Below are 21,690 nucleotides of genomic sequence, written 5' to 3'. Positions count from 1 at the left end.
TTCTGGGGGGTTTTTTTTTTTTTAAAAGACACAGCCCAAACATCCTCTTGCGTGGCCGGGCGTTGGGCCCCCTTATGTTTTGGGGGGCCCCGCCGCTGTGCCGGGGGGGCACCACCGGAAGACCAGGTCAGCCAACGCTTTCCTTAGCGTTGACGTGTCCGGGCCGGTCGCCCAGTTCGGCTGGGCGACATGTCGGACCGGGTGTCAGTTTCTGCCGGTCCTACGGACACGTCGCGCTGCGTCCATGAGGAAGGAACCGCAGCCCACGGCCATGAGCACGGCGAGCGCGGTCTCCTGCTGGACGCCGAGGGCGATGGCTAGAGCCCCCAGGATCGTGGCGGCAGTTATCTCCAGGGCCGGCGCGAAGCGGCGCTTGGTCGTACCGGTGGGGCGTTGGTTCAGCATCGACGCGTCCAGATCGTGGGCGGAACGGGAATGAATACGTTGCCTCCCAGTCTGAGGGCACCGGAGATCACCGAAGTGCACTACTTACGGGCTACGGCGTATCCGGCTACCACGGTGAAGTACCAGAGGTACCCGCGCACGGCGGTGATCGCGTGCTTCTAGATCTTCGGGATTCACTTGATGTCCTTGGCCCAGCTGAGGAACCTGCGGCGCTGCCCGTACCGAATGCGATCCAACGGGTCTCCGACCGGTTCAGGTCCAGCCTGATGAAGTACTTGGGAGACCACCACGCCTTCCACCAGCGCACCCCTAGCTTTCCCGTGGTGTCGATGCAGGCGACGGGGTCACCGCCGCAGTACTCATAGGCGTTCTCGTTGCCGCCGTAGACCGGGTCGACGGACAGGAAGCGGCCGGTGTCCGGATTGTAGAGGCGAACACCCATGAGCATCAGGGAGCTGACCGTCTCGGACGAACGCTGGTGGTTGCCCAGCCAGCCGTAGCGGGTCGATTCCTGCTCCGCCCTGCTGCGGCCGTACTCGTCGCTGTCGAACGCCACAGGCGCCTTGGATGTGTCGAGCGGAAGCTGGAGCGCGTCCGTGGACGGAGGTCAACTGCAGGAAGGTGTCGCCTGTCTTGGTGCTGGTTGCGGTCAAGTCGCTTGCGCTTCGTGAGATTCTTCGTGGTCGTTCCTTCCCGGTTGGTGCGATCTGCACCCGACGGCTGCTGCGGAGGTGACGTGAGACACGAGGGTGCCCGGGTTCACCGTTCCATGCGGTGGAGGGAACGCCCATTCTGAGAATTACCATACGCCGTATGGAAGTGTCGAGGTGTCGAGGGGCAGCTCGCTCGGTCAGCAGCGACCGCAGGAACACCGATCAACCCTGACCGAAGGCCGCACCACCTTCGTCGACGTGGCCCGCCGAACAGCTCGACGTTCTGTCGAGACCACCCACTGCATCCGAGGTGCCGGGTGGCCATCAAACGCGCCATCCGCATGGCCCTGCGCAGCGGCTTGCTCGTTCTGGTGCGTCGAGGCCCTCACCCGCGCCGGACGCCTGGACGAGGTCTGCCTGGTTTTCGAGAAGATGCTCACCTACGGCAACCATCTCGGCCAGTACGCCGAGGGGATCAGCCTCACCAGACAACAACAGGGGAATTTTCCCCAGGCGTTCAGCCACCTCGCCCGCATCGGCGCCGCCCTTAACATCGACCGCGTCGTGTGCTGACCGCCGCCCTCCGGTGACGGGAGCCGCATACGTCCGCCGTCCCCGCCGCCGTGCCCGTGCGGGGGTTCGGATCTACCCCCATGCTGGAAGGAGGGGTGAGACAACGGAGGAAGTGGTGAGGATGCGGACCGTTGTCGATCTCACGCGCTGCCAGGGCTATGCGCAGTGCGTGTTCCTCGCGCCGGAGGTATTCGAGCTGCACGGGGAGGAGGGGCTGCTGTACGCCACCGCCGTCCCCGACGACCAGGTCGAGCGCGTACGCCAGGCCGCGGCGGCGTGCCCGGTCCAGGCCATCCTCCTGGGGGAAGAGGTGAGCAGTGGTGCCTGACGACCTCAAAAGCGGCCGGATCGTCATCGTCGGTGCGTCACTGGCCGGGCTGCGGGGCGCGGAGGCGCTGCGCGAGGAAGGCTTCAGCGGCTCACTCACCCTGGTCGGTGACGAGCCCCACCCGCCATACGACCGGCCGCCGCTGTCCAAGCAGGTGCTGCTCGGTCAGGCGACGGCGGACACCACCGAGCTGCCGATGCGCCGAGACCCGGACGCCGACTGGCGGCTGGGAGTACGGGCCGCCGGCGTGGACCTGCTCGCGAAACAGGTGCTGCTGGAGGACGGCGAGTCACTGCCGTACGACCGGCTGCTGATCGCCACCGGAACCCGGGCGCGGCCCTGGCCCAACGCGGAGGAGGGCGCTCTGGACGGGGTGTTCACCCTGCGCACCCGCGAGGATGCCGCGGGGCTGGCAGAGCGGTTGCATGCGGGGCCGGAGCGGGTGCTGGTGATCGGCGCCGGTTTCACCGGCTCGGAGATCGCCTCGGCATGCCGGGAACGGGGACTGGAGGTCACGGTCGCCGAACGCGGCCCCGCACCCCTGGTGGGCGCGCTCGGTGGCACCCTGTCCAAGCTCGCGGCCGTCATGCACCGCAACCACGGTGTGGATCTGCGCACCGGAGTGACGGTGACCGCCCTGCGCGGAAACGGCGGCATCACCGGTGCTGAGCTGTCCGACGGCAGTCGCGTCGACGCCGACGTCTGCGTCGTGGCGCTGGGCGCCATCCGCAACGTCGAGTGGCTGGCGGAGTCCGGGCTGGCCGCGGGCCCCCGCGGGATCGCCTGCGACGCCGGCTGCCGGGCATTCAACATGTACGGAATCGTCACCGACGACGTCTTCGTGGCCGGTGACGTCTCCCGCTTCCCGCACCCGCTGTTCGGCTACCAGATGCTCTCCCTGGAGCACTGGGGAAACGCGGTCGAGCAGGCCGAGGTGGCGGCACACAACATGGTCAACCCAGGGCCGCTTCAGCGCCCGCACCTGGCCGTCCCTTCGTTCTGGTCGACCCAGTTCGGGCTCAACATCAAATCGGTCGGCGTGCCCACCTACTCCGACTACGTGGTCATCGCCCAGGGCTCCTTGGAGGCGCGCCGCCTGACGATGGTCTACGGCTACCAAGGGCGGGTCACCGCCGCGGTCACCGTCGACATGGCCAAGTCGCTCGACTACTACCGGCACCTGATCGAGACCGCGGCTCCGTTCCCGCCCCCGCCCGGAGCCCAGGACCGCGCGATCGCGGCCGACGTCCCGATTCCCTCCGACGTGCCGGATCCGAAAGGGCTGTCGCACGGCCCCACCGTCGCGCTCACTGGTTACCTTCCCGATCGACGGCTGACGGTGGTGTAGCCCGGGAACTGACGCGAGTCCCGCACAACCACGAGGAGCCACCATGGACTCCGAGACTTTGCTGGCACGGATCACCGACTACGCCAGCCGCCCCAACCCCTACCCGCTGTACGCGGAACTCCGCGAGTCCGGTCCCGTGGTGCGGCAGGCGGACGGCAGCTGTCTGGTCGGGACCTACCACGAGATCGCCGCGCTGCTCCATGACCCGCGCATGAGTGTCGACCCCCGCACCGGCGGAGAGGTGACCCACAAGCCGCCGTTCCTGCGGCTCGACGACCCCGAGCACCACAGGCTGCGCACCCTGGCCATGCGGCCCTTCGGCCCGCCGCACAGCCCGGGCCGGGTCGACTCGATGCGCGGCGAGATCGACGAGATCGCCAAGGACCTGATGGGTTCCTTCGAGGGGGGTCGGCAGATCGACATCGTCGACGACTTCGCCTACCCGCTGCCCGTCACCGTGATCTGCCGCCTGCTCGGGGTGCCCCACGAGGACGAGCCACTGTTCCGGGCCTGGTCCGATGCTCTGGTCGCGGCGGCCGACGTCAGGCCCGGCGAGGAGGCCACCGAGACGGACAAGGCGGGCGACCAGGCGCGGATCGAGATGGGCGGGTACCTGGTGAACCTCGCCGAGCAGCGTCGCGGCAACCCGAGCGACGACATGCTCTCCGCCTTCGTCAACGAGCCGGACCCGGCCCGCCGCCTCACCCAGGAGGAACTCGCGGAAACAGCCGTGCTGCTTCTCATCGCCGGACATGAGACCACCGTCAACCTGATCACCAACGGGGTGCTCACCCTGCTGCGCCAACCCGCGCACCTGGACCGACTGCGCCGTGAACCGGACCTGCTGCCGCGAGCGGTGGAGGAACTGCTGCGCTACGAACCTCCGGTACACATGCGTGAGCGCATCCCGCTCGCCGACATCGACGTGGCCGGTACACCGATCGCCCGAGGTACACCCGTCGTTCTGGTCCTGGCCTCGGGAAACCGCGACCCCGGGCGGTTCCATGATCCCGACCGGTTCGACCCCACCCGCCCGGACAACGAGCACCTCGGCTTCGGCAGCGGTATCCACCTGTGCTACGGCGGATCCCTCGCCCGCGTCGAGGCCCACGCCGCGCTCGGCGCGCTGATCCCTCACCTCGGCACGGCAAACCTGGTCGAGGACCCGCCTCCCTACCGGCAGAACGCCATGCTCCGCGGACCCCGCCACCTCCCGATCCGATTCTGAGGCCGCGGGCGGCGGACAGCAGCCGGGAGAGCCTGTTCACGCTGTGGCGGGAAGGGGCCACCGGGGGAGGTCGCGTGTCCCCGCGGTCCTCGACGTCCTGGTCGACCAGGACGTGCTCAGCCTTCGTGGCCGACCAGCGGCGGTCCTTGTCGTACGCGAGGAACTGGCCGGAAGCCAACCGTCGCCACGACGGCCTCCAACAGTTTTGGAAGGAGCTCTTCCGAACGGTGCGGGCCGAGGGTCGGTACGTACGGCACAGGCATCACGGGCTCGATCCAGCCCCAGCGCAAGCGTATGGCCCGCACGCTACTCGTCTCCTCTCGCAGCCGCAGGCCCCATCCGCGCGGATGGTTCCCTGGCCACGACGGGTCGCGCCGTTCATCGGCCGCCGTTACCCGCACTCGACCGCGTGTCTGGTGGGTTGGGTGCGCAGCGGGGTGTCGCTCGGCCGCGGTCAACTCGTCCGTCACGCACCCGGGTGGCGGGCGCGGCGCGACGGCGTCCTTCGGCGTGACGGTGACCGTTGCGCCGGATGCCGTCAGGTACGCCGCGGCGGTGACTGCTCCGAACAGTTCGTTGCGGGACTCCAGCGCGGGCACCCGGATACGGAGGTGCATGAGCGCGGCGGCCCGGTGGTGAAGGTCGGCGTACCCAGGTACGTCCATGACCTCGTCGACGTGCCAGGCGACCGCGGCCGCGAGGACGCCGTAGTCGGTCACGTCCGGGTCGGCCCCAGAGGTATTGGTGCGCGCCTTCCAGCAGCCAGGCGCGGTCGACGCGGAGGATCACGCGGCAGCGCCGCTCGGCCGGCCGCCGTCGAACGCCTCGTCGAACGCTGGCTCCCACTCAGTGGCGTATTGCTGGGCAGCAGGGAGAAAGCGATGTTGGTGCGCATCGTGCGCGAGCAGTCGGCCCGTCAGCTTCTCCGCCGGTGGCGCCTCTGTCAGCGTGTGTGAGGGGGACTGCTCTAAGGTGGCGCGTGAGAGCGCTTGCGGGGGAGGGGTGTTGGAGCGGATCGGCTCGTATGCGATCGAACGGGTACTCGGTGAAGGCGGGATGGGCACGGTCTACCTCGCCCGCTCCAGAGGCGGGCGTCCGGTGGCGGTGAAGGTAGCCAAACCGGAGCTTGCGCGCGATGCCGGATTCCGGGAGCGCTTCCGGGCAGAGATCACTGCTGCCCGTGCGGTGGGTGGTTTTCACACGGCACCGGTCGTTGACGCCGACCCTGAAGCGCCTACCCCCTGGCTGGCCACCGCCTACATCCCCGGCCTCAACCTTGCCCAGCTCCTCGCCTCCCAGGGGCCAATGCCGGAAGAGAAGCTGAGACAACTGGGGCTGGCGCTGGCCGAGGCCCTGCAGGCCATCCACAAGTGCGGCCTGGTCCACCGAGACCTGAAGCCCGGCAACATCATCATGGCCGAAGACGGTCCCCGGGTAGTCGACTTCGGCATCGCTCGCGCCGTCGAGGGCTCACGCCTGACCATGACGGGCGTCGCCGTCGGCACACCCGGTTTCCTGGCGCCAGAGCAGGCCGAAGGACTGCAGGTGTCACCGGCAGCAGACATCTTCGCCCTGGGCGCCGTCCTCGTGGCGGCTGCCGGCGGCAGCCCTTTCGGAGACGGCACACCAGCGAGCCTGATGTACCGCTCCGTCCACCACGAACCAGACCTCACCGCTCTGCCCGAGGCTTTGCGCGACACCGTGGCGGCCTGTATGGCCAAGATTCCACAGCAGCGCCCGACAGCCGAGCAACTGCTCGACGCGCTTGTTCCCTGGCGACGGCCTGCGCAGTACGAGCGCACGCTTGTCGACCCCTCCCCGGCACTTCCACCCGCACCGCCGAAGCCGTCTGGGCCGCCGAGTCTGCCGCCCACGGTCGACGCAGTGGAACAGAGCCCGCAGTTCCTGGCCATGGACCGCAAGAACGCTGTCGTGGCCGACGTCGAGGGCATCTCCCTCGGCCTCAACGGCCGCCAGGCCGACTTCCCCTGGTCCAGCGTCCATGACGTCGCTTACACGGAATCAGGTCGTGGCATGGGACTGACCGTGACTGTCCGCCTGGCCGACGGCACATCCCATTCCTGCAGGGTGACCACGCGAGACGAGGAGGAGCTGGACGACTGGATCGACGACCTGATCCTGGTCCGCGAACACTTTCTACCGCTGCGGACCACGAGTTCGGATAGCGGCGGGCCTCCTTCCGATTGATTCAGATTCAGAGGGTCCTATCCAACCTGGTCGTGAGGCTCTGGTCTCGCGTGGCCCGAGTGGGTCGCGATGCCGTTTGTCGCGGCGCTGTCTGGAGAGCTCGGGTCACGTCCGCTGGACCGGCCGCCAGCATCGCGCATCAGGCCGCCCGGGTCGAGGAGGCGTGGGCGCGTATCGCGTCGTAGCTTCGTCGGCATGCTCCATGTGGCATGACACTGTCCCGTGCACTCGTCTGAGTGAACGTCTGCTGTCCACGACGGCTCCCGCGTGGGCTCCCCTGAAGACGGAGACGGCTCAGCCGCACGGTCACAGACCTGCCGGAGCCAGGCCTGGACCGTCAACGGCCCGCACACGGCGGCGCCATCCGCCGTGATCACTTCACTACGATCAGCGCAACCGAGGCCCATGCATTCTGCTTACCGAGATGCATCGACCTGACCTGCCGTTATGCCGCTATGCAGGCGATGCAGAGGCCCCAAGATGCTTCGTACAGGGAGGGGACACGTACATGGTCCAGGAGCCGGGCGGCCAGGACGCGGAGCGCAGCGCGGGGGTGCAGCTGGCGCAGCTGCTGCGCCGCTGGTGGGAAGAAGCCGCAAGCCCGGCCGGCGGCACCCGGCCGACACAGCAGGCGCTGGCGGCAAGGCTGGGGGTCGACCAGACAACCCTGTCGCGCTACCTGAATCCCAAGCACCTGTCGACCGCTCCTTTGAGAGTGGTGGATGCTCTGCATGCCCAGTTGCACGCCCCGGCGACGGAGCTCGAACGGGCACGGGAGCTGTGCCGGGCCGCGATGCGCGAGAACAGCCGCCAACGGGCCACCGATGCAGGGGAGCACCCCGCGCCGACGCCCGACGCGGATACATCCGCGGAAACCCCCGCACCCGACGCCACCCCCGCCCTCACCACCGGCCGCGGCCCCTCCGCTCGGCCCCGTCCCCGGTGGCTTGGACCGGCCCTGGCCGCAGCGGCCCTTGTTTCCGCCTTCATGGCCGGAGCGGCCGTCCACGCATGGTTCTTCACCGAGGACCGCACGGCCGAGGCCGCAACTGGTGCGACCGGTTCCGTTGGCGTGAGCGAGGCCCCCTACAAGTGGCCGTTGCTGCGCGTGGACCAGCAGGACCAGTTCACCCGTGCCCGTGTCCTGCAGTACCTCCTGAACGCGCAGGGCTACAAGGTGCGGACCGACGGCGTCTTCAGGCAGGACACCCAGGACGCCGTGATGCACTTTCAGCGCAAGGTCGGCCTGCCGGCCGACGGAAAGGCGGGCGATCAGACCTGGCCGGAGCTGGTGGAAGAGGTCGGGCCGGGATCCGCAACGCTCAAGGTACGGGCCGTGCAGGAACTTTTGAACAACGTCGGGCTCGGCGGCACAGCGGTGACGGGGAGGTTCTCCGCGGAGACCGCCCAAGACGTGAGGCACTTCCAGCGCACGTGGGGCCTGCCCGTGACCGGTCGAGTCGATGAGGGCACCTGGCTGGTGCTGCTGGTGAAACAGCTCGCTCCTGTCAAAGCACCGGATTACCAGAGGGCCTCCGTGTCACCGTGAGGGCGCGGCACGCTCGTCCGCCGCATCGTGCATTCCTTCCTGCATCAGACCCATAGCCGCAGGTCATAGCCCTGCTATGCACGGCGCATCGATGCGCCTGTGCAAGCAGCCGCAATCGCTTTTCCCGCCCCCTTGCCCCGGCGATGCTGATTTTGCGGCCGGCACTCCCGGTCACCCGCCCCGTCGCGGATGACCGTGGTTCCTCGCCCGGTCCGCTTCCTGTCAGCACGCTGCCCGAAGGGGGCACCCATGTCCGCTTTCCGTAAGACCCTCACGTCCGCTGTGTCAGCCGTCATCCTCGCCGGCGGGCTGGCCGTCGGCGCCGCAAGCCCGGCCAGCGCGGCCACCTGCCCGTCCTCGGCATCCCCGGTGACCGACGGGGCGGCGGCCAGCTGGCGCCTGAGCTGCTCGGGCGGCAACGTCACGGTGGCCGGCTGGCTGCAGGACACCCGCACGGACGGCAAGTGCGCCAAGGTCCGCATCAACGCCGGCAACGGCGACTACGCCACGAAGTCCGCCTGCAGCTCCGGCGTCCTGGGAGCAGTTCTCCTACACGTTCGCAGGAACACAGTCCGCTCAGGTACGCCTCGCCATCGCCTGACCACACCCCCGGGCGGACGGGCCATCCCGCCCGCCCCGGTTAGCGCCGCGGTCCGGGGCTGCTCGCATCCGGACCGCAGCGGTCATGGACACACGCCCGTACCGCACCAATCACACAGAGGCCACACATGCGCGGCCGGGACACCGACCGTGCGGGAGGAACGAGGGAAAGCACATGAACAGCAACGGACGACTTGTGCTCGGCACCCTGCTCGCGGGGGCCGTGGTGACCACATTGGCCCTGGCACCGGCCGCTGCCGCACAGAAGCCGGCGCAGGCGCCGTCCACTTCAACCACCCTGGTCTTCGACAAGAACCAGGGCGCCCCCGCCAACTCGCGGCTCTCCGTCTACCAGGGCAAGAAGCTGTGGGCCACCTACATCGCCGGATCTGGCCTCGGTATCACCAACGACTGCGTGCGCGCCAAGGGCCCGATGCCGGACGGCAACTGGAAGATCAAGCTCAAGTCCCGCACGTACAACGGCAGGCTCATCAAGGGCTACGCCGTCTACCTCCAGGACATGAAGTGCTCCTAGGGCACCTTGACCCGGACTGAGATGTTCATCCACTCCGAGATGAACCGCGACGGGAGCCGGGGCCGCAGCGAGTCCCGTCGCTGGGATGGCAGCGGCGACTACAGGTCTAACGGCTGCGTGAAGCTGAACCCGGACGACATCAAGAAGATGTTCCGGCTCCTGGACCGGATCGGGTGGCCGACACACCTGCGCGTGGTGTCCTGAGACAACGGCAGCGTAGGAGGGAGCCAACCACGGAAGTGCCCCCTGTGCCCCGTGGTTCCAACGACGGGCTTGAAAACAGGGTTGTGCCGTAGCGGCGGTGCCCCCGGCCCGACCGCACGCCTGGAGGCGGCGGCCGGGCACGAGGGCCCGTCACTACACTGGGCCCGGTCCGTCAGGTCGGCGCCACTGTCCGTGCCATCCGAGCCGTCCCCGGCCGGGTCCTGGAACGTTCACCGAGGCGCAGGATCAGCCACTGTGCCTGCTCGGTAACCACGGGCCACGGGCCGCGCAATCTGGGCAGGCGGCGGCCGGGCCCTCGCCGACCTCGGATCGTCTCTTCGGGCCTATGGTGGCGAGCGCGCCCGCCGCAGCCCCCGCTGGACGAGCCGTTCAAGCACGCCGCCGACAGCGACTGCGTCGATCGACTTCGCGCACGATGATCTGGGCGCCGCGAAGTCAGCCGACTCGGATGTGCTCCGCGATCCGGCCGCCTGCTCAGTCATGGAGCGGCGGCCAGCCTGCAGCCCGGGCAGCCCCGGCATCCGTCGAGTGCAGAACCACGGCTAGATTCGGGCGAAGGGGTGTCTCTCTCGTCTGCGGGGTCGGTCCGGTATGAATGTCAGACGTGTCTGTCAGGCTCTGCTCATGGAGATGACGGTGCAGCTGACGATCGACTGTGTCGACCCGCAGAGGCTGGTGGCGTTCTGGAGTGAGGCTCTGGGATACGTACCGGAACCTCCACCGGGCGGCCATGCCACCTGGCGGGAGTACTGGGCAGCCATGGGGGTGCCCGAGGAAGAGTTGCCGGCAGGGGCGGGCGACATACCGGAGTCGATCGTGGATCCCGCAGGACGAGGGCCCCGGGTGTGGTTCCAGCAGGTTCCGGAACCCAAAGCCGCCAAGAATCGGATACACCTGGACCTGAAGGTCGGCGGCGGGCGCGACGTCCCGCTGGCGGTCCGCGCGCAGCGGGTCACCACCACGGTGGAAAGACTGATCAAAGCCGGCGCCAGCGTGCTTCGGGTCACGGATGAGCCGGGCAAGGGGCATTACGCCGTCCTGCTGCAGGACCCGGAAGGCAACGAATTCGACGTTTTATAGGAATCGTTGGGCCACGCTGCTGCTCACGGCCACTCGTTGATCGCTGCGACGAGGACAGTTGCTTCGCAGCGACCGCGAGTTTGCCGTATCGGGTTGCGACGGCACGGTGCCTCTTGAGTCGGTTGATGCCGCACTCAACGGCTATGCCTTCCCTTGCTTCGGCCTTGTCGCACTTCGGCGGCCTGCCACCATGGGCCCCGCATGTGCGGTCGGCGGCCTGCTCAGCCTTGCCGAGGATGGTGCAGAGGATCCCGTGTGGGCGCAGGCAGGCGCGTTTCCTGTGGAACGCGTATGCCTTGCCGGCGCGGACTCGGCGGGGACGGGTGCGTGGTCGGCCCGGGCCGAGCCGGGGGCACCCGGATCCGCTCCTTCATGGCCTAGAACTGCGGGACTCGCCGCGCTGCCCGGCCGTGATCAGCTTCTGTTGCTGCTCGACAGCCGGGTGCAGTTCGGCGGTCAGCCCGGCGCGCGACGTCCGTGCGTGGTTGGCTTGCTCGACAACGACCCCACCGGGTGGCTCTTCTCTGGAGATCCACCATTTCCTTGCACCCGCGGTGTGCTGGTGGGCCCGGCATACGGTGGAGTCGATGTTGACATCCCAGGTGATCAGGCTCCCAGCGTCCACACGGGCCTGTAGGGCGGCGAAGATCCGATGCCAGGTGTCGTTGCGCTGCCAGCGGCGGAACAAGTCATACGAGCGCGCCCCTGGCGTGGCCGACTGGCGACTGGACTGCTCCTCGCACCCGATGGGATGATCCCAAGTTCGCCCTGGTCCCCGCACCCGCAGGGACGGTTCTAACGTCGGCGCCGTCCAGGCCGAGCCGCGCCGCTGTTCTCCGCACCCGCGGGGGTTGCTCTCACGCCCAGGTCGACTACCGGCCGGACCTGTAGTCGTACCCGCCCCGGAGGGCGTTGATTCGCGTGCACTGCTCCCCGTACTCGCGGGGAAATAGTCCCAGGCCGGGTTCCCCCTCGTCGTTGCCGCCCTCCTGCTGCGCGCGCCCCCCAGGGATGGGGGGCCGAACGCACCAACTCCGCCCGCACTCCTGCTCTTTCGCACCCGCGGTGCGCAACGCTGCGACCTGGTGTGGTCGTTTCCGTGGTCGGGGTGCCCAGGGCCAAGGTGGGGGTGGGGCGGGGGAGCGCGCCCGCCGACGTGGCGAGCATGCTCCTTGAGAACCAGGGCCAATGGGCTGCTGCTCATTGGAGGCTGGCAGACGGCGTCTGCATCAACGACGGCAGTCATTCGTACCGAAACCCCGGCAACGCCTTCGCTCTGCCCGGAGGCCGCCTTCTAGAGATCAGTAACGCACTGAACGGCCGAGACGGATCACCAGGCATCCGGCTGAAGCTCTGAGCTTGGGAAGCGACGGCGCTTGGGCGGTTGAACCGCCTCTGCACTGCGGGTACGCGCTCGACGATGGTGGTGCGCTCCCTCGGGACGCACTCCTGTTGACCGTGGTTGTCCACTCTTACGGGCACGCTGTGGGCATGGCGTCGTGGAGAGAGGGGAACACAAGGGTCTCCGCCCCTCGTTCTGCCCGGGGCTCCCGGGCGTTGTCGGTCGGCTTGGATGTGTTTTTGTGGGTGCACACGCGGGGCTTTGGTGCTGTTCCTCGGCGCCTGGCATAACAGGCCGCCCCCGGTCGCCGCTGGCTCCAGGTTCAGGCCGACGCCCTCGCTCAACTCGCTGTGGAGCGAGGGGGGCAATTCGAGCAGCGAGCGCGCTATCCGGTGCAGCAGTTCTTGTTCGCGCCGTAGGGCAGTTCTGAGGTCGGGCGTGAGTCGTCCGGTGGCTCCCGACTCCCGAAGGTCCCGCAGACCAGTGCCGGGACTGCCGGGTCCGCGGTCGGTACGCACTTCCCATACGCCATCGCTGACAGGTGGTGGAAAGGGTAGGCAGGCGTCGTCCTGTTGAGCGGGCCGTACTCGGCAAGCAGCCGCTGCAAGTCCTCGTCCACCGCGCTGTATCGCAGCTCGCTGTCCGCGACCTCCTGGAACCGGCCGAGGGCATACAGGAGCAGGAGCAGTAGGGGCTTGTGCGGCGTGCGCGTCCCGCTTTCTGGTCCACTGCCTCAGATTCGCGGTCCGCTCGAGCCAGTCCATGGCCAGTGATCGTAGCGACGGTCTGTCGGTGACGGACGAGGCCGCAATCGAACGAAGCGGCGATCAGGCAGCGTGCGGTTGCAGGTAGCGGGCGAGGAGGTCGTCGAGGGTCACCATGCCGGTGATGTCTCCGGTTCCGTCGCGGACGACCGCCAGCGAGGCTCGGTTGCGGCGGAGTAGGTCGATCGCGTCGGCGACGGTGGTGTCCGCGGTCAGTTCGGGCACCGGCCGGGCGAGGTCGCGGGCGCTGGTGCTGCGGCCTTGGGCGCGGGCGACCAGGGCGTCGCGGGCGTGGACGGAGCCGAGGACGGCGCCGTTGTCCCGGACGAGGAGGCGGGTGCGGTCGCTCTCGGTGGCCACGCGCAGGATGTCGTCGATGCCGGCCGCGCCGTCCACCGAGGTGATCTCCGCCGCCGGCACCTGGAAGGCGCCCACGGGGGTCTCCGGCTCTGTCAGCGAGCGGGTGATCAGGTCCGAGTCGGTCTCGCTGATCAGGCCGAGTCGCTCGGACTCTTCGACGAGGTGGGTGAGCTGCTCGCGGTTGTGCACCGAGGCCAGTTCGTCGCGCGGGGTGACCCGGCACACTCGTACGAGGGCGTTGCTCATCTTGTTCAGGAGCGAGATCAGCGGTCGTACTGCCCTGACCGCAGCCCGGAAGAGTGGGGAGAGCAGCATGGCCGAGCGTTCGGGGTGGGCGATGGCCCACGACTTGGGGGCCATCTCGCCGATCACCATGTGCAGGAACACCACAATGATCATGGCGACGGCGAATGCGACGCCGTAGCTGAGTGCGCTGGGCAGGCCCAGGTCGTGCAGCAGTGGGTCGAGTTCGTGCGAGATCGCGGGCTTGGAGACGGAGCCCAGGCCCAGGGTGCATACGGTGATGCCGAGTTGGGCGCCGGCCAGCATCAGGGACAGTTCGCGCATGCCGGCCAGGGCCGCCTTGGCGCCGCGTTGCCCCAGCGCCGCGGCCTTCTCCATGCGGTGTCGCTTGGCGGCGACCAGCGCGAACTCGGCCGCGACGAAGAATCCGCTGCCGATCAGCAGCAGCACGGTGACGAAGAGCGCCATCGGGAAACTCATGCCTGCTCCTGCGTCTTGTCCTCGAGGGGAAGCCGTTCAAGCCGTACGCGCTCGGGCACATGCCGGTTCAAGGTGCGTACGTCCATCACCGCGCGACCCCCGTCGGCCAACTCGACCGTCACGCGGTCGCCGATCGCCGGGAAGCGGCCGAGACGGTCCACGATGAGGCCGGCCACCGTGTCGTAGTCCTCCTCCTCGGGCAGTTCGATGCCGGTGGCCTCGGCGATCTCGTCGAGGCGGCGGCCGGCGTCCACCAGCCAGCCGTTCCCGTCGGCGACGGCGAGTTCGGTGACGGTGTCGGTCTCGTCGGCGATGTCGCCCACGAGTTCCTCGGCGATGTCCTCGTAGGTGACGATGCCGACCACGCCGCCGTGCTCGTCCAGGACGACCGCGAACTCGTCGTCCTGCTCGCGCATGCGGGTCACCGCGTCCGGCAGGGGGAGGGTGTCGGGCAGGAGCAGCGGGCGCCGGGCGAGGGTGCCCGCGGTGGTGGAGGTGAGGGCGGAGGCGGGCAGGCGCATCAGTTCGCGTACGCCGAGGACGCCCGGGACGTCGTCCGGGTGGTCGCCGAGGACGGGATAGGTGGAGTGTCCGTGCTTGGCGATCAGCTCGATGGCCTCGGCGGCGGTGGCGTCCTTGCGGACGAACACGGTGTCGACGCGGGGCACCATCACCTCGTCCAGGGTGCGCTCGGAGAACTCCAGGGCGTGGTCGATCAGGTCGGCGGTGTCCTTGGGCAGTTCGCCCTGCTGGTGGGACTCGCCGATCAGGTGACCGAGTTCCTCCAGGGTGGCGCCGTGGTGCAGTTCCTCGACCGGTTCGATGCCGACCTTGCGCAGCAGTCTGTTGGCGGCGCCATCGAAGATCCGTACCAGTGGACCGACGACCTTCAGGTACGCGAGGGTGGAGGCGGCCAAGGACTTCGCCAGCCGCTCGGGTACGGCGATGGCGAGGTTCTTCGGGGCCAGTTCGCCCAGCACCATCTGGACGACGGTGGCGAGCACGAAGGCGAGAACGACGGAGATGCCGCCCACCGCCCCCTCAGGGATACCGATGCCGGTCAGGGCCGGCTTGAGGAGTGCGGAGACGGACGGCTCGGCGATGAAGCCGACGACCAGGCCGGTGACGGTGATGCCGAGCTGGGCGCCGGACAGCATGAAGGACAGCCGCTCCAGTACCTTCATCGCACGGGCCGCCTTCTTGTCGCCCGCCTCGGCCTCGCGGGTGAGGGCGAGGCGGTCTGCGGAGACGTAGGCGAACTCCTGGGCGACGAAGTATCCGGTGCCGGCGGTGAGGACGAAGACGGCCAGCAGGCCGAGCAGGGCGTTCGCGGCGCTCATCGGCGCATCGATCGCGGGTCGCGCCGCGGGGAGTCCGTCGGTCTGGCGGACAAGGGCTTGCTCCTCGAGTTGACGTGCGGTGTGTGAACGATTGTGGCTTCAGCGGCGTTCTCGACCGCCGTACGCCACGGCCGGTGTTCAGGCGGTCGCACGTGCCGGGCCGACCAGCTCCGACAGGACGTCCTCCATGGTCACGAAGCCGAGGACCGCTCCGGTCGCGCCGGTCACCGCGGCCAGGTGGCTGCCGTGTGCGCGCAGGGCGGTGAGGGTGTCGTCCAGCGGGGTGTCGATGCGGACCCGGGTGACCCGGTGCAGCGCCTCGCGCGGGAACGGGCGGTCGCGGTCGGTGACGCCGAGGGTGTCCTTGATGTGCAGGTAACCCAGCACGCCGCCGTTCGGTCCGGTCACCGGGAAGCGGGAGAATCCCGCCTGTGCCGCGACCCGCTCCAGCTCGTCCGGAGTGACCGTGTGGCCGACCGTGCGCATCCGCGGCACGGGGACGAGGATCTCACCCACCGGGCGGGTGCCCAGCTCCAGGGCGTCGCGCAGCCGCTCCCCGTCGGCCGGCGACAGCAGCCCGGCCTCGCTGGAGTCGACGACCATACGGGCCAGCTGGTCGTCGGTGAAGACCGACGCGACCTCGTTCTTCGGTTCGACCCGCAGCAGCTTCAGCAGGGCGTTGGCGAAGGCGTTGATGCCGAAGACCACCGGGCGCAGGGCGCGGGTGAGGGCGACGAGCGGCGGGCCGAGCAGCAGGGCGGTCGGGACCGGTGCCGCCAGGGCGATGTTCTTCGGCACCATCTCGCCGATCAGCATGTGCAGATACGTCGCCACGGTGAGCGCGATCACGAACGCGATCGGATGCACCAGGCCGTGCGGGATGTGGGCCGCCTCGAAGGCGGGCTCCATCAGGTGCGCGATGGCCGGTTCCGCGACCGCGCCCAGCACCAGCGAGGAGACGGTGATGCCGAGCTGGGCGGTGGCCATCATCGCGGACAGGTGCTGCAGCGCCCACATCGTCATCCTGGCCCGGGTGTTCCCGGCCTTGGCGTGCGGCTCGATCTGGCTGCGCCGGACGGAGATCAGGGCGAACTCCGCGCCGACGAAGAAGGCGTTGGTCAACAGGGTCAGCGCGCCGATCGCGAGTTGCAGCACGGTCATCGGGACTCCTCCCCAGCATGGGCCGGTACCCGGGCCGGTTCGGTGATGCGGACGCGGTCGGCGCGGTGGTGCTCGACGTCGAGGACGTCCAGGCGCCAGCCGTCGTCCAGGTCCAGGACGTCGCCCTTGGCTGGGATGCGCGCGAGGCGGTTGGCGACCAGGCCGGCCACGGTCTCGTACGGGCCGTCCGGCGCTGTCAGCCCTATCGCGGTGAGCTGGTCGAGGCGGACGGAGCCGTCCGCCTCCCATGCCGCGCGGCCGTCGGCTGCGGCCGGTGCGGACTGCAGGTCCGGCACCTCGACGGGGTCGTGCTCGTCACGGACCTCGCCGACGACCTCCTCGACGATGTCCTCCATCGTCGCCACGCCCGCCGTGCCGCCGTACTCGTCGATGACCACGGCCATGGTGCGGGTGGCGCGCAGCCGCTCCAGCAGCCGGTCGGCGGTGAGGCTGTCGGGCACCAGCAGGGGCGCGGTGGCCAGCTCGGTGACGAGGGTGAGCTGCCGTTTCTCAGGCGGCAGGGCGAGTACGTCGCGGATGTGGACGGTGCCGATGACCTCGTCCAGGCTGTCGCGGTAGACGGGGAAGCGGGACAGGCCGGTGGCGTGGGTGAGGTTCGCGGCGTCAGCGGCCGTCGCGTGCGCTTCCAGGGCCCTGACGTCGACGCGTGGGGTCATCACGTTTTCGGCGGTCAGCTCCCCGAGGTGCAGGGTGCGTACGAACAGCTCGGCGGAGTCCGCTTCCAACGTCCCCTCGGCGGCGGAGTGCTCGGCGAGCGCGACCAGTTCCTCGGGGCCGCGGGCGTGGGCCAGCTCCTCGGCGGGCTCCAGGCCGAAGCGGCGGACGAAGCGGTTCGCCGTGTTGTTCAGGTGCCTGATGAACGGGCCGAAGGCAGCCGTGAAGCCGCGCTGCGGGCCGGCCACCACCTTGGCGACTGTCAGCGGGCGGGAGATCGCCCAGTTCTTGGGCACCAACTCGCCGACCACCATCAGCACCACGGTGGACACGACCACGCCCAGCACGGTCGCTACGGAGGATGCCGCGCCCCCGAGGCCGATTGCCTCCAGTGGGTCACGCAGCAGCGCCGCGAGCGATGGCTCGGCGAGCATGCCGATCAGCAGCGACGTGACGGTGATGCCGAGCTGGGCGCCGGACAGCTGGACGGTCAGGCGGCGTACGGCCTTCAGCGCGCCCTCGGCGCCGCGCTCGCCCGCCTCGGCGGAGCGCTCCAGGTCACTGCGCTCGACGGTGGTCAGCGAGAACTCGGCGGCGACGAAGAGTGCGCAGGCCAGTGTGAGAAGGAGGGCCAGCAGGAGCAGCAGGACCTCGATCACCGTGCCACCCCCGTTCCCTCACGTCTGCGACCTGGGTGGGGCATGGCACGGTCGGTACTGGGAGGCTCACCCATTGCGGGACTCTGGCTCCTTTTCGGTACGTCGGGTGGATGTAAGCCACTCTATGCTTCTACTCGCTTGTAGAGAACGTGCGGGCCCTCCCGGATGTTCCGCGCGTGACGGACGTATGCAATCGCTTGTAAAGGAGTGGACGCCGCGATGGTGTTCAAACGGCTGCTCGGTTCGCTCGGTGTGGGCGGACCCACGGTGGACACGGTCCTGAACCCGGGGCCAGCCCTGCCGGGCGGGGGTCTGTCGGGGGAGGTCCGCCTCAAGGGCGGTGACGCCGACTTCGACATCGAGCACATCACTCTGGAGCTGGTGGCGCGGGTCGAGGCCGAGCACGATGGCGGGGAGAGCGAGGGGGTCGTCGTCTTCGACCGCTTCGTGGTCGGCGGGGGCTTCCGGCTCTCGGCGGGCGAGGAGCGCGGCGTGCTCTTCAGCGTGACGCTGCCGTGGGAGACGCCGATCACCGAGCTGTACGGCCAGCCGCTGGGCGTCGTGCTCGGGGTGCGCACCGAGCTGGCGGTGGCCGGCGCGAAGGACAAAGGTGACCTCGACCAGCTGACCGTGGGCCCGCTGCCCGTGCAGGAGGCGATCCTGGAGGCTCTCGGGCAGCTGGGGTTCGGCTTCCGGTCCGCCGACCTGGAGTACGGCCGCATCGGCGGCACCGGGCAGCAGCTGCCCTTCTTCCAGGAGATCGAGCTCGCACCCGCCCCGCAGTACGCGCACCAGGTCAACGAGGTCGAGCTGACCTTCCTCGCCTCGCCGGGCGGCATGGAGGTGGTCCTGGAGGCGGACAAGCGCGGGGGCCTCTTCTCCGAGGGGCGCGACGTGGTTACCCGGTTCGCGGTCGGCCATCACGACTCCCGGGACTGGAACACCGAGGTCGACGGGTGGATCCGGCAGCTGGTCGAGCACCGGACGTCGTACGGCTCACACGCCTCGCACGGACATGAAGGCCACCGCCCCGGCATGGGCACCGCCGTCGCGGCGGGCGCGGCCGGGCTGGCGGTCGGTGTCGTCGGCGGCATGGTCGCGGCCGAAGTCGTGGACGGGGTCGGCGACTTCTTCGAGGGCGACGAAGAAGAGGAGTAACCGCTGCTGATAGCTTCTACATTGCTGTAGAGGATTGCGGCTGCCCGGGCCGCGCCGGTCCGGGCACACCTCCTGACACGTACGGAGTTCTCATGGCCCTGTGGGACCGCATCAAGGAGTCCGCATCGACGATGCAGACCCAGCTGACGGCGAAGAAGAACGACCTCAAGAGCGGTGCCTTCCGCGACGCGAGCATGGCGATGTGCGCCCTGGTCGCCGCCGCCGACGGCACCATCGACCCCTCCGAGAGGCAGCGGGTGGCCCAGTTGATCGCCACCAACGAGGTGCTGCAGAACTTCGATGCCACGGATCTGCAGCGGCGCTTCGAGGAGAACCTCAACAAGCTGACCGCCGACTTCGCCTTCGGCAAGGTGAGCGTGCTGCAGGAGATCGCCAAGGCGAAGAAGAAGCCCGCCGAGGCGCGGGCGGTCATCCAGATCGGCATCGTGATCGGCGGTGCCGACGGCGACTTCGACAAGACCGAGCAGGCCGTGGTCCGCGAGGCATGCTTCGCGCTGGACCTGCCGCCGCACGAGTTCGACCTCTGAGACCTCTCAACACACTGAGCGCGGGCGACACTGCTCTGCCCCGGACAGGGGTCAGAGCGGTGTCGCCGCGTGCAGGATGACGGCCATGGTCACCGCGGAGTTGGCGGACGACAGTGCGGATACGGCCGTACCCGCGGCGGCCGTCCACGCGGCCATGCCCACCGCGGTGAAGACCGAAGGCCAGGTGCGCGTTGCCGGCGCGGGACCCAGCAGGGCCGCCACCCGGCGCGGCACCGGTCCCGGGGCGGCGAAGCCGGCGAGCGTCGGGACGGGCGTGCCCCGGGAGACGAGAGCCGCCTTGCCGATCGCCCGCGCCGCGACGCGGCGGTCGCCGACTGCGCGGGCCGCCTCTTCGTCCGCCCATCGCTCGGTCGTGTACGTCACGGCCGTGCTCAACGGGCGCAGGAAGGGATTGGCGCGCGCCGCCAGCTGCACAGCGAGCAGAAACCTGTGGTGACGGGCGGCGAGGTGGGCCCGCTCATGGGCGAACAGGGCGCGCCGCTCGGCGGGTTGGAGGCCGGAGAGCAACGCCGTGGTCACCACGATTCGATCACGGGTGCCGCCGGGCAGGGCGTACGCGTACGGCACGTCGTCGGGCAGCACCGCGACCTCTGTACTGGGCAGTCCTGCCAGGGCTCGGTGGGCGCGGCGGCGTACCCGGCTGTGCCGCCACAGCGTCCGGCCGCACACCACGGCCACGACCAGCAGTGCGGGGATGGCTGCTTTGCCCGCCACCTCGTCGTACGGAACGGCCTCACGCACCTCCGGGTCCGACCAGCCGTCCGGCAGCGGGTTGCCGGGGAGCTGGGCGGTGCCGACCACCATCAGCAGCCCGAGGCACACCGTGCTGCACAGGGCCATCACGCCGGCCACGCCGGTGAGCAGGCGGGTGGCGATGCGCGGATGCAGATGGTGCTCGGCCAGCCGCGCGATCGGCCAGGCCGTGAGCGGCAGCACAAGCGGCAGGAAGACGAACACCCCCATGAGGCCTCAGTCTTCCCCTTCGGCCTTCGGCTGACCCAGCAATTCGCGCAGGAGCCGTTCGTCTTCGGGGTCGAGTCCGGTGACGAAGTGGGCCAGTACCGCCTCCCGGTCCTGCTCGGCGTCCAGCACCTTGCGCATCCTGTGTGCGGCCAGGCCGGCCTCGTCCGAGGCCGGCGTCCAGGCGAACGACCGTCCGTCGCGCTCCCGGGTCACCGCGCCCTTGGCCAGCAGCCGGGTCAGAATCGTGATCACTGTCGTATAGGCGAGGTCGCCGCCGAGCCTCTCCTGAACCCAGCCCGCCGTCGCGGGCCTGTCAGCCTCCCGCAAGGCAGTCAGGACCTGCACTTCCAGCTCGCCCTGCCCCCGTCGCCGGGGACGGTGGTGATCCGTCACGCCCTGTCTCCCTTCCGCTGCCGCTACGCCACGAGCGGTCCATCGTAAGGACACCGGGGACCACGCGGTGCTCTCGCGTCCGGATCTCACCTTCCAATATTTCTACAGTGCTGTAGATTCTACAGCGGTGAAGGCTCGATCGAATCTCAAGCAGGAGGAAAACAGTGGGTGTTTCCCTGTCCAAGGGCGGCAACGTCTCGCTCAGCAAGGAGGCACCGGGTCTGACCGCGGTACTGGTCGGCCTGGGCTGGGACGTGCGCACCACGACGGGCACCGACTACGACCTGGACGCGTCCGCCCTGTTGCTCGACACCTCCGGGAAGGTCCTCTCCGACCGGCACTTCGTCTTCTACAACAATCTCACCAGCCCGGACGGCTCCGTCGAGCACACCGGCGACAACCTCACCGGTGAGGGCGAGGGCGACGACGAGGTCGTCAAGGTGAACCTCGCGGCCGTACCCGCCGACGTCGACCGGATCGTCTTCCCGGTCTCCATCCACGACGCCGAGAACCGCGGCCAGAGCTTCGGCCAGGTCCGGGGCGCCTTCATCCGCGTGGTCAACCAGGACGGCGGCGCGGAGATCGCCCGCTACGACCTGTCGGAGGACGCGGCCACCGAGACCGCGATGGTCTTCGGGGAGCTGTACCGCAACGGTGCAGAGTGGAAGTTCCGCGCGGTCGGCCAGGGGTACGCCTCGGGCCTCGCGGGCATCGCTTCCGACTTCGGCGTCGGCGTCTGAGGCGGGAAAGGTCCACATGTTCGGGCTGAGTGACCAGGTGGTCGCCCGCCTTCTCCTCGGTGGCGACTCGAGCGTCGTGTGGTGTGATTGCTTCGGCGCCGGAAGCTGAAA

20 protein-coding genes and 2 pseudogenes are annotated in these 21,690 nt (G+C 69.1%); 12 read left to right on the top strand and 10 right to left on the bottom strand.

Features of this window, described 5'->3' with window-relative positions; translation table 11 throughout:
* Window positions 1–204: 204 nt before the first annotated feature.
* Both ACFV6X_RS33210 and ACFV6X_RS33205 read right to left on the bottom strand, forming a co-directional pair.
* Entirely contained in the window at window positions 205–405 is a 201-nt protein-coding gene (locus tag ACFV6X_RS33210) for a hypothetical protein (RefSeq protein ID WP_385389943.1), read from the bottom strand.
* 106 nt (window positions 406–511) lie between these two features.
* Window positions 512–961 carry an RHS repeat-associated core domain-containing protein gene (locus ACFV6X_RS33205; protein ID WP_385389942.1) on the bottom strand — a complete coding sequence of 150 codons (450 nt, stop codon included), beginning with the start codon at window positions 959–961 and terminating at the stop codon, window positions 512–514.
* A 457-nt stretch (window positions 962–1,418) separates the two neighbouring features.
* Between ACFV6X_RS33205 and ACFV6X_RS33200 the strand changes: the two are divergent.
* The 4 genes and pseudogenes from ACFV6X_RS33200 to ACFV6X_RS33185 all read left to right on the top strand — a co-directional run.
* Window positions 1,419–1,631 (top strand): annotated as a pseudogene (locus ACFV6X_RS33200) (glycoside hydrolase family 15 protein); the annotation flags it as partial.
* A gap of 121 nt (window positions 1,632–1,752) precedes the next feature.
* Window positions 1,753–1,959, top strand: a complete 207-nt coding sequence (locus ACFV6X_RS33195) for a ferredoxin (RefSeq protein ID WP_385389941.1) — start codon at window positions 1,753–1,755, stop codon at window positions 1,957–1,959.
* Window positions 1,952–3,307, top strand: coding sequence for an NAD(P)/FAD-dependent oxidoreductase (locus ACFV6X_RS33190; RefSeq protein ID WP_385389940.1), 1,356 nt, complete (start codon window positions 1,952–1,954; stop codon window positions 3,305–3,307). Before ACFV6X_RS33195 ends, ACFV6X_RS33190 begins: the two co-directional genes overlap by 8 nt.
* A gap of 43 nt (window positions 3,308–3,350) precedes the next feature.
* Window positions 3,351–4,535 (top strand): cytochrome P450, encoded by a 1,185-nt coding sequence (locus tag ACFV6X_RS33185; protein ID WP_385389938.1) that lies wholly within the window; start codon window positions 3,351–3,353, stop codon window positions 4,533–4,535.
* A gap of 116 nt (window positions 4,536–4,651) precedes the next feature.
* On the opposite strand, the gene ACFV6X_RS33180 is transcribed toward ACFV6X_RS33185, so the two are convergent.
* Window positions 4,652–5,254: a hypothetical protein gene (locus tag ACFV6X_RS33180; RefSeq protein WP_385389936.1), complete on the bottom strand. Its 603-nt coding sequence runs from the start codon at window positions 5,252–5,254 to the stop codon at window positions 4,652–4,654.
* Window positions 5,255–5,540: 286 nt separating this feature from the next.
* On the opposite strand from ACFV6X_RS33180, the gene ACFV6X_RS33175 reads away from it, so the two are divergent.
* The 5 genes from ACFV6X_RS33175 to ACFV6X_RS33155 all read left to right on the top strand — a co-directional run bounded on the left by ACFV6X_RS33175 (window position 5,541) and on the right by ACFV6X_RS33155 (window position 10,732).
* Window positions 5,541–6,743: a serine/threonine-protein kinase gene (locus tag ACFV6X_RS33175; RefSeq protein WP_385389934.1), complete on the top strand. Its 1,203-nt coding sequence runs from the start codon at window positions 5,541–5,543 to the stop codon at window positions 6,741–6,743.
* 508 nt (window positions 6,744–7,251) lie between these two features.
* The gene (locus tag ACFV6X_RS33170) at window positions 7,252–8,292 is read left to right on the top strand and encodes a peptidoglycan-binding protein (protein WP_385389932.1); all 1,041 of its coding nucleotides are present in this window, start codon (window positions 7,252–7,254) and stop codon (window positions 8,290–8,292) included.
* A gap of 775 nt (window positions 8,293–9,067) precedes the next feature.
* Entirely contained in the window at window positions 9,068–9,427 is a 360-nt protein-coding gene (locus ACFV6X_RS33165; protein WP_385389931.1) for a hypothetical protein, read from the top strand.
* Between the two features lie 21 nt (window positions 9,428–9,448).
* Window positions 9,449–9,631: a hypothetical protein gene (locus tag ACFV6X_RS33160; protein WP_385389929.1), complete on the top strand. Its 183-nt coding sequence runs from the start codon at window positions 9,449–9,451 to the stop codon at window positions 9,629–9,631.
* Window positions 9,632–10,276: 645 nt separating this feature from the next.
* Window positions 10,277–10,732 carry a VOC family protein gene (locus ACFV6X_RS33155; RefSeq protein ID WP_385389928.1) on the top strand — a complete coding sequence of 152 codons (456 nt, stop codon included), beginning with the start codon at window positions 10,277–10,279 and terminating at the stop codon, window positions 10,730–10,732.
* 1,644 nt (window positions 10,733–12,376) lie between these two features.
* Here ACFV6X_RS33155 and ACFV6X_RS33150 read toward each other — a convergent pair.
* From ACFV6X_RS33150 to ACFV6X_RS33130, 5 genes and pseudogenes are all read right to left on the bottom strand, one after another.
* A pseudogene (locus ACFV6X_RS33150) lies at window positions 12,377–12,838 on the bottom strand (restriction endonuclease); the annotation flags it as partial.
* 63 nt (window positions 12,839–12,901) lie between these two features.
* Complete coding sequence (locus tag ACFV6X_RS33145; RefSeq protein ID WP_385389926.1) at window positions 12,902–13,921, bottom strand: hemolysin family protein; 1,020 nt, start codon at window positions 13,919–13,921, stop codon at window positions 12,902–12,904.
* Window positions 13,918–15,261, bottom strand: a complete 1,344-nt coding sequence (locus ACFV6X_RS33140; protein ID WP_385389925.1) for a hemolysin family protein — start codon at window positions 15,259–15,261, stop codon at window positions 13,918–13,920. Before ACFV6X_RS33140 ends, ACFV6X_RS33145 begins: the two co-directional genes overlap by 4 nt.
* A gap of 138 nt (window positions 15,262–15,399) precedes the next feature.
* Window positions 15,400–16,422 carry a hemolysin family protein gene (locus ACFV6X_RS33135; RefSeq protein WP_385389923.1) on the bottom strand — a complete coding sequence of 341 codons (1,023 nt, stop codon included), beginning with the start codon at window positions 16,420–16,422 and terminating at the stop codon, window positions 15,400–15,402.
* On the bottom strand, window positions 16,419–17,756 hold the full coding sequence (locus ACFV6X_RS33130; protein WP_385389921.1) for a hemolysin family protein: 1,338 nt from the start codon (window positions 17,754–17,756) through the stop codon (window positions 16,419–16,421). The genes ACFV6X_RS33135 and ACFV6X_RS33130 overlap by 4 nt, the downstream gene beginning before the upstream one ends.
* A gap of 219 nt (window positions 17,757–17,975) precedes the next feature.
* Here ACFV6X_RS33130 and ACFV6X_RS33125 point away from each other — a divergent pair, with 219 nt between their 5' ends.
* Together ACFV6X_RS33125 and ACFV6X_RS33120 are read left to right on the top strand one after the other, a co-directional pair.
* Window positions 17,976–18,914, top strand: coding sequence for a sporulation protein (locus ACFV6X_RS33125; protein ID WP_385389919.1), 939 nt, complete (start codon window positions 17,976–17,978; stop codon window positions 18,912–18,914).
* Between the two features lie 92 nt (window positions 18,915–19,006).
* Window positions 19,007–19,462 (top strand): tellurite resistance TerB family protein, encoded by a 456-nt coding sequence (locus ACFV6X_RS33120; RefSeq protein WP_385389917.1) that lies wholly within the window; start codon window positions 19,007–19,009, stop codon window positions 19,460–19,462.
* A gap of 51 nt (window positions 19,463–19,513) precedes the next feature.
* Here ACFV6X_RS33120 and ACFV6X_RS33115 read toward each other — a convergent pair whose 3' ends face one another.
* Both ACFV6X_RS33115 and ACFV6X_RS33110 read right to left on the bottom strand, forming a co-directional pair.
* Window positions 19,514–20,446, bottom strand: coding sequence for a M56 family metallopeptidase (locus tag ACFV6X_RS33115; RefSeq protein ID WP_385389915.1), 933 nt, complete (start codon window positions 20,444–20,446; stop codon window positions 19,514–19,516).
* Window positions 20,447–20,452: 6 nt separating this feature from the next.
* Complete coding sequence (locus ACFV6X_RS33110) at window positions 20,453–20,839, bottom strand: BlaI/MecI/CopY family transcriptional regulator (RefSeq protein WP_385389913.1); 387 nt, start codon at window positions 20,837–20,839, stop codon at window positions 20,453–20,455.
* Window positions 20,840–21,003: 164 nt separating this feature from the next.
* Here ACFV6X_RS33110 and ACFV6X_RS33105 point away from each other — a divergent pair, with 164 nt between their 5' ends.
* Complete coding sequence (locus tag ACFV6X_RS33105) at window positions 21,004–21,579, top strand: TerD family protein (RefSeq protein ID WP_385389912.1); 576 nt, start codon at window positions 21,004–21,006, stop codon at window positions 21,577–21,579.
* Window positions 21,580–21,690 lie beyond the last annotated feature (111 nt).

Origin of the sequence: Streptomyces sp. NPDC059861 (assembly GCF_042731435.1) — a bacterium.
Taxonomy (GTDB): Bacteria; Actinomycetota; Actinomycetes; order Streptomycetales; family Streptomycetaceae; genus Streptomyces.
Note: the sequence above shows the minus strand (reverse complement) of the source record. Positions and strands in the feature narration are given on the sequence as shown.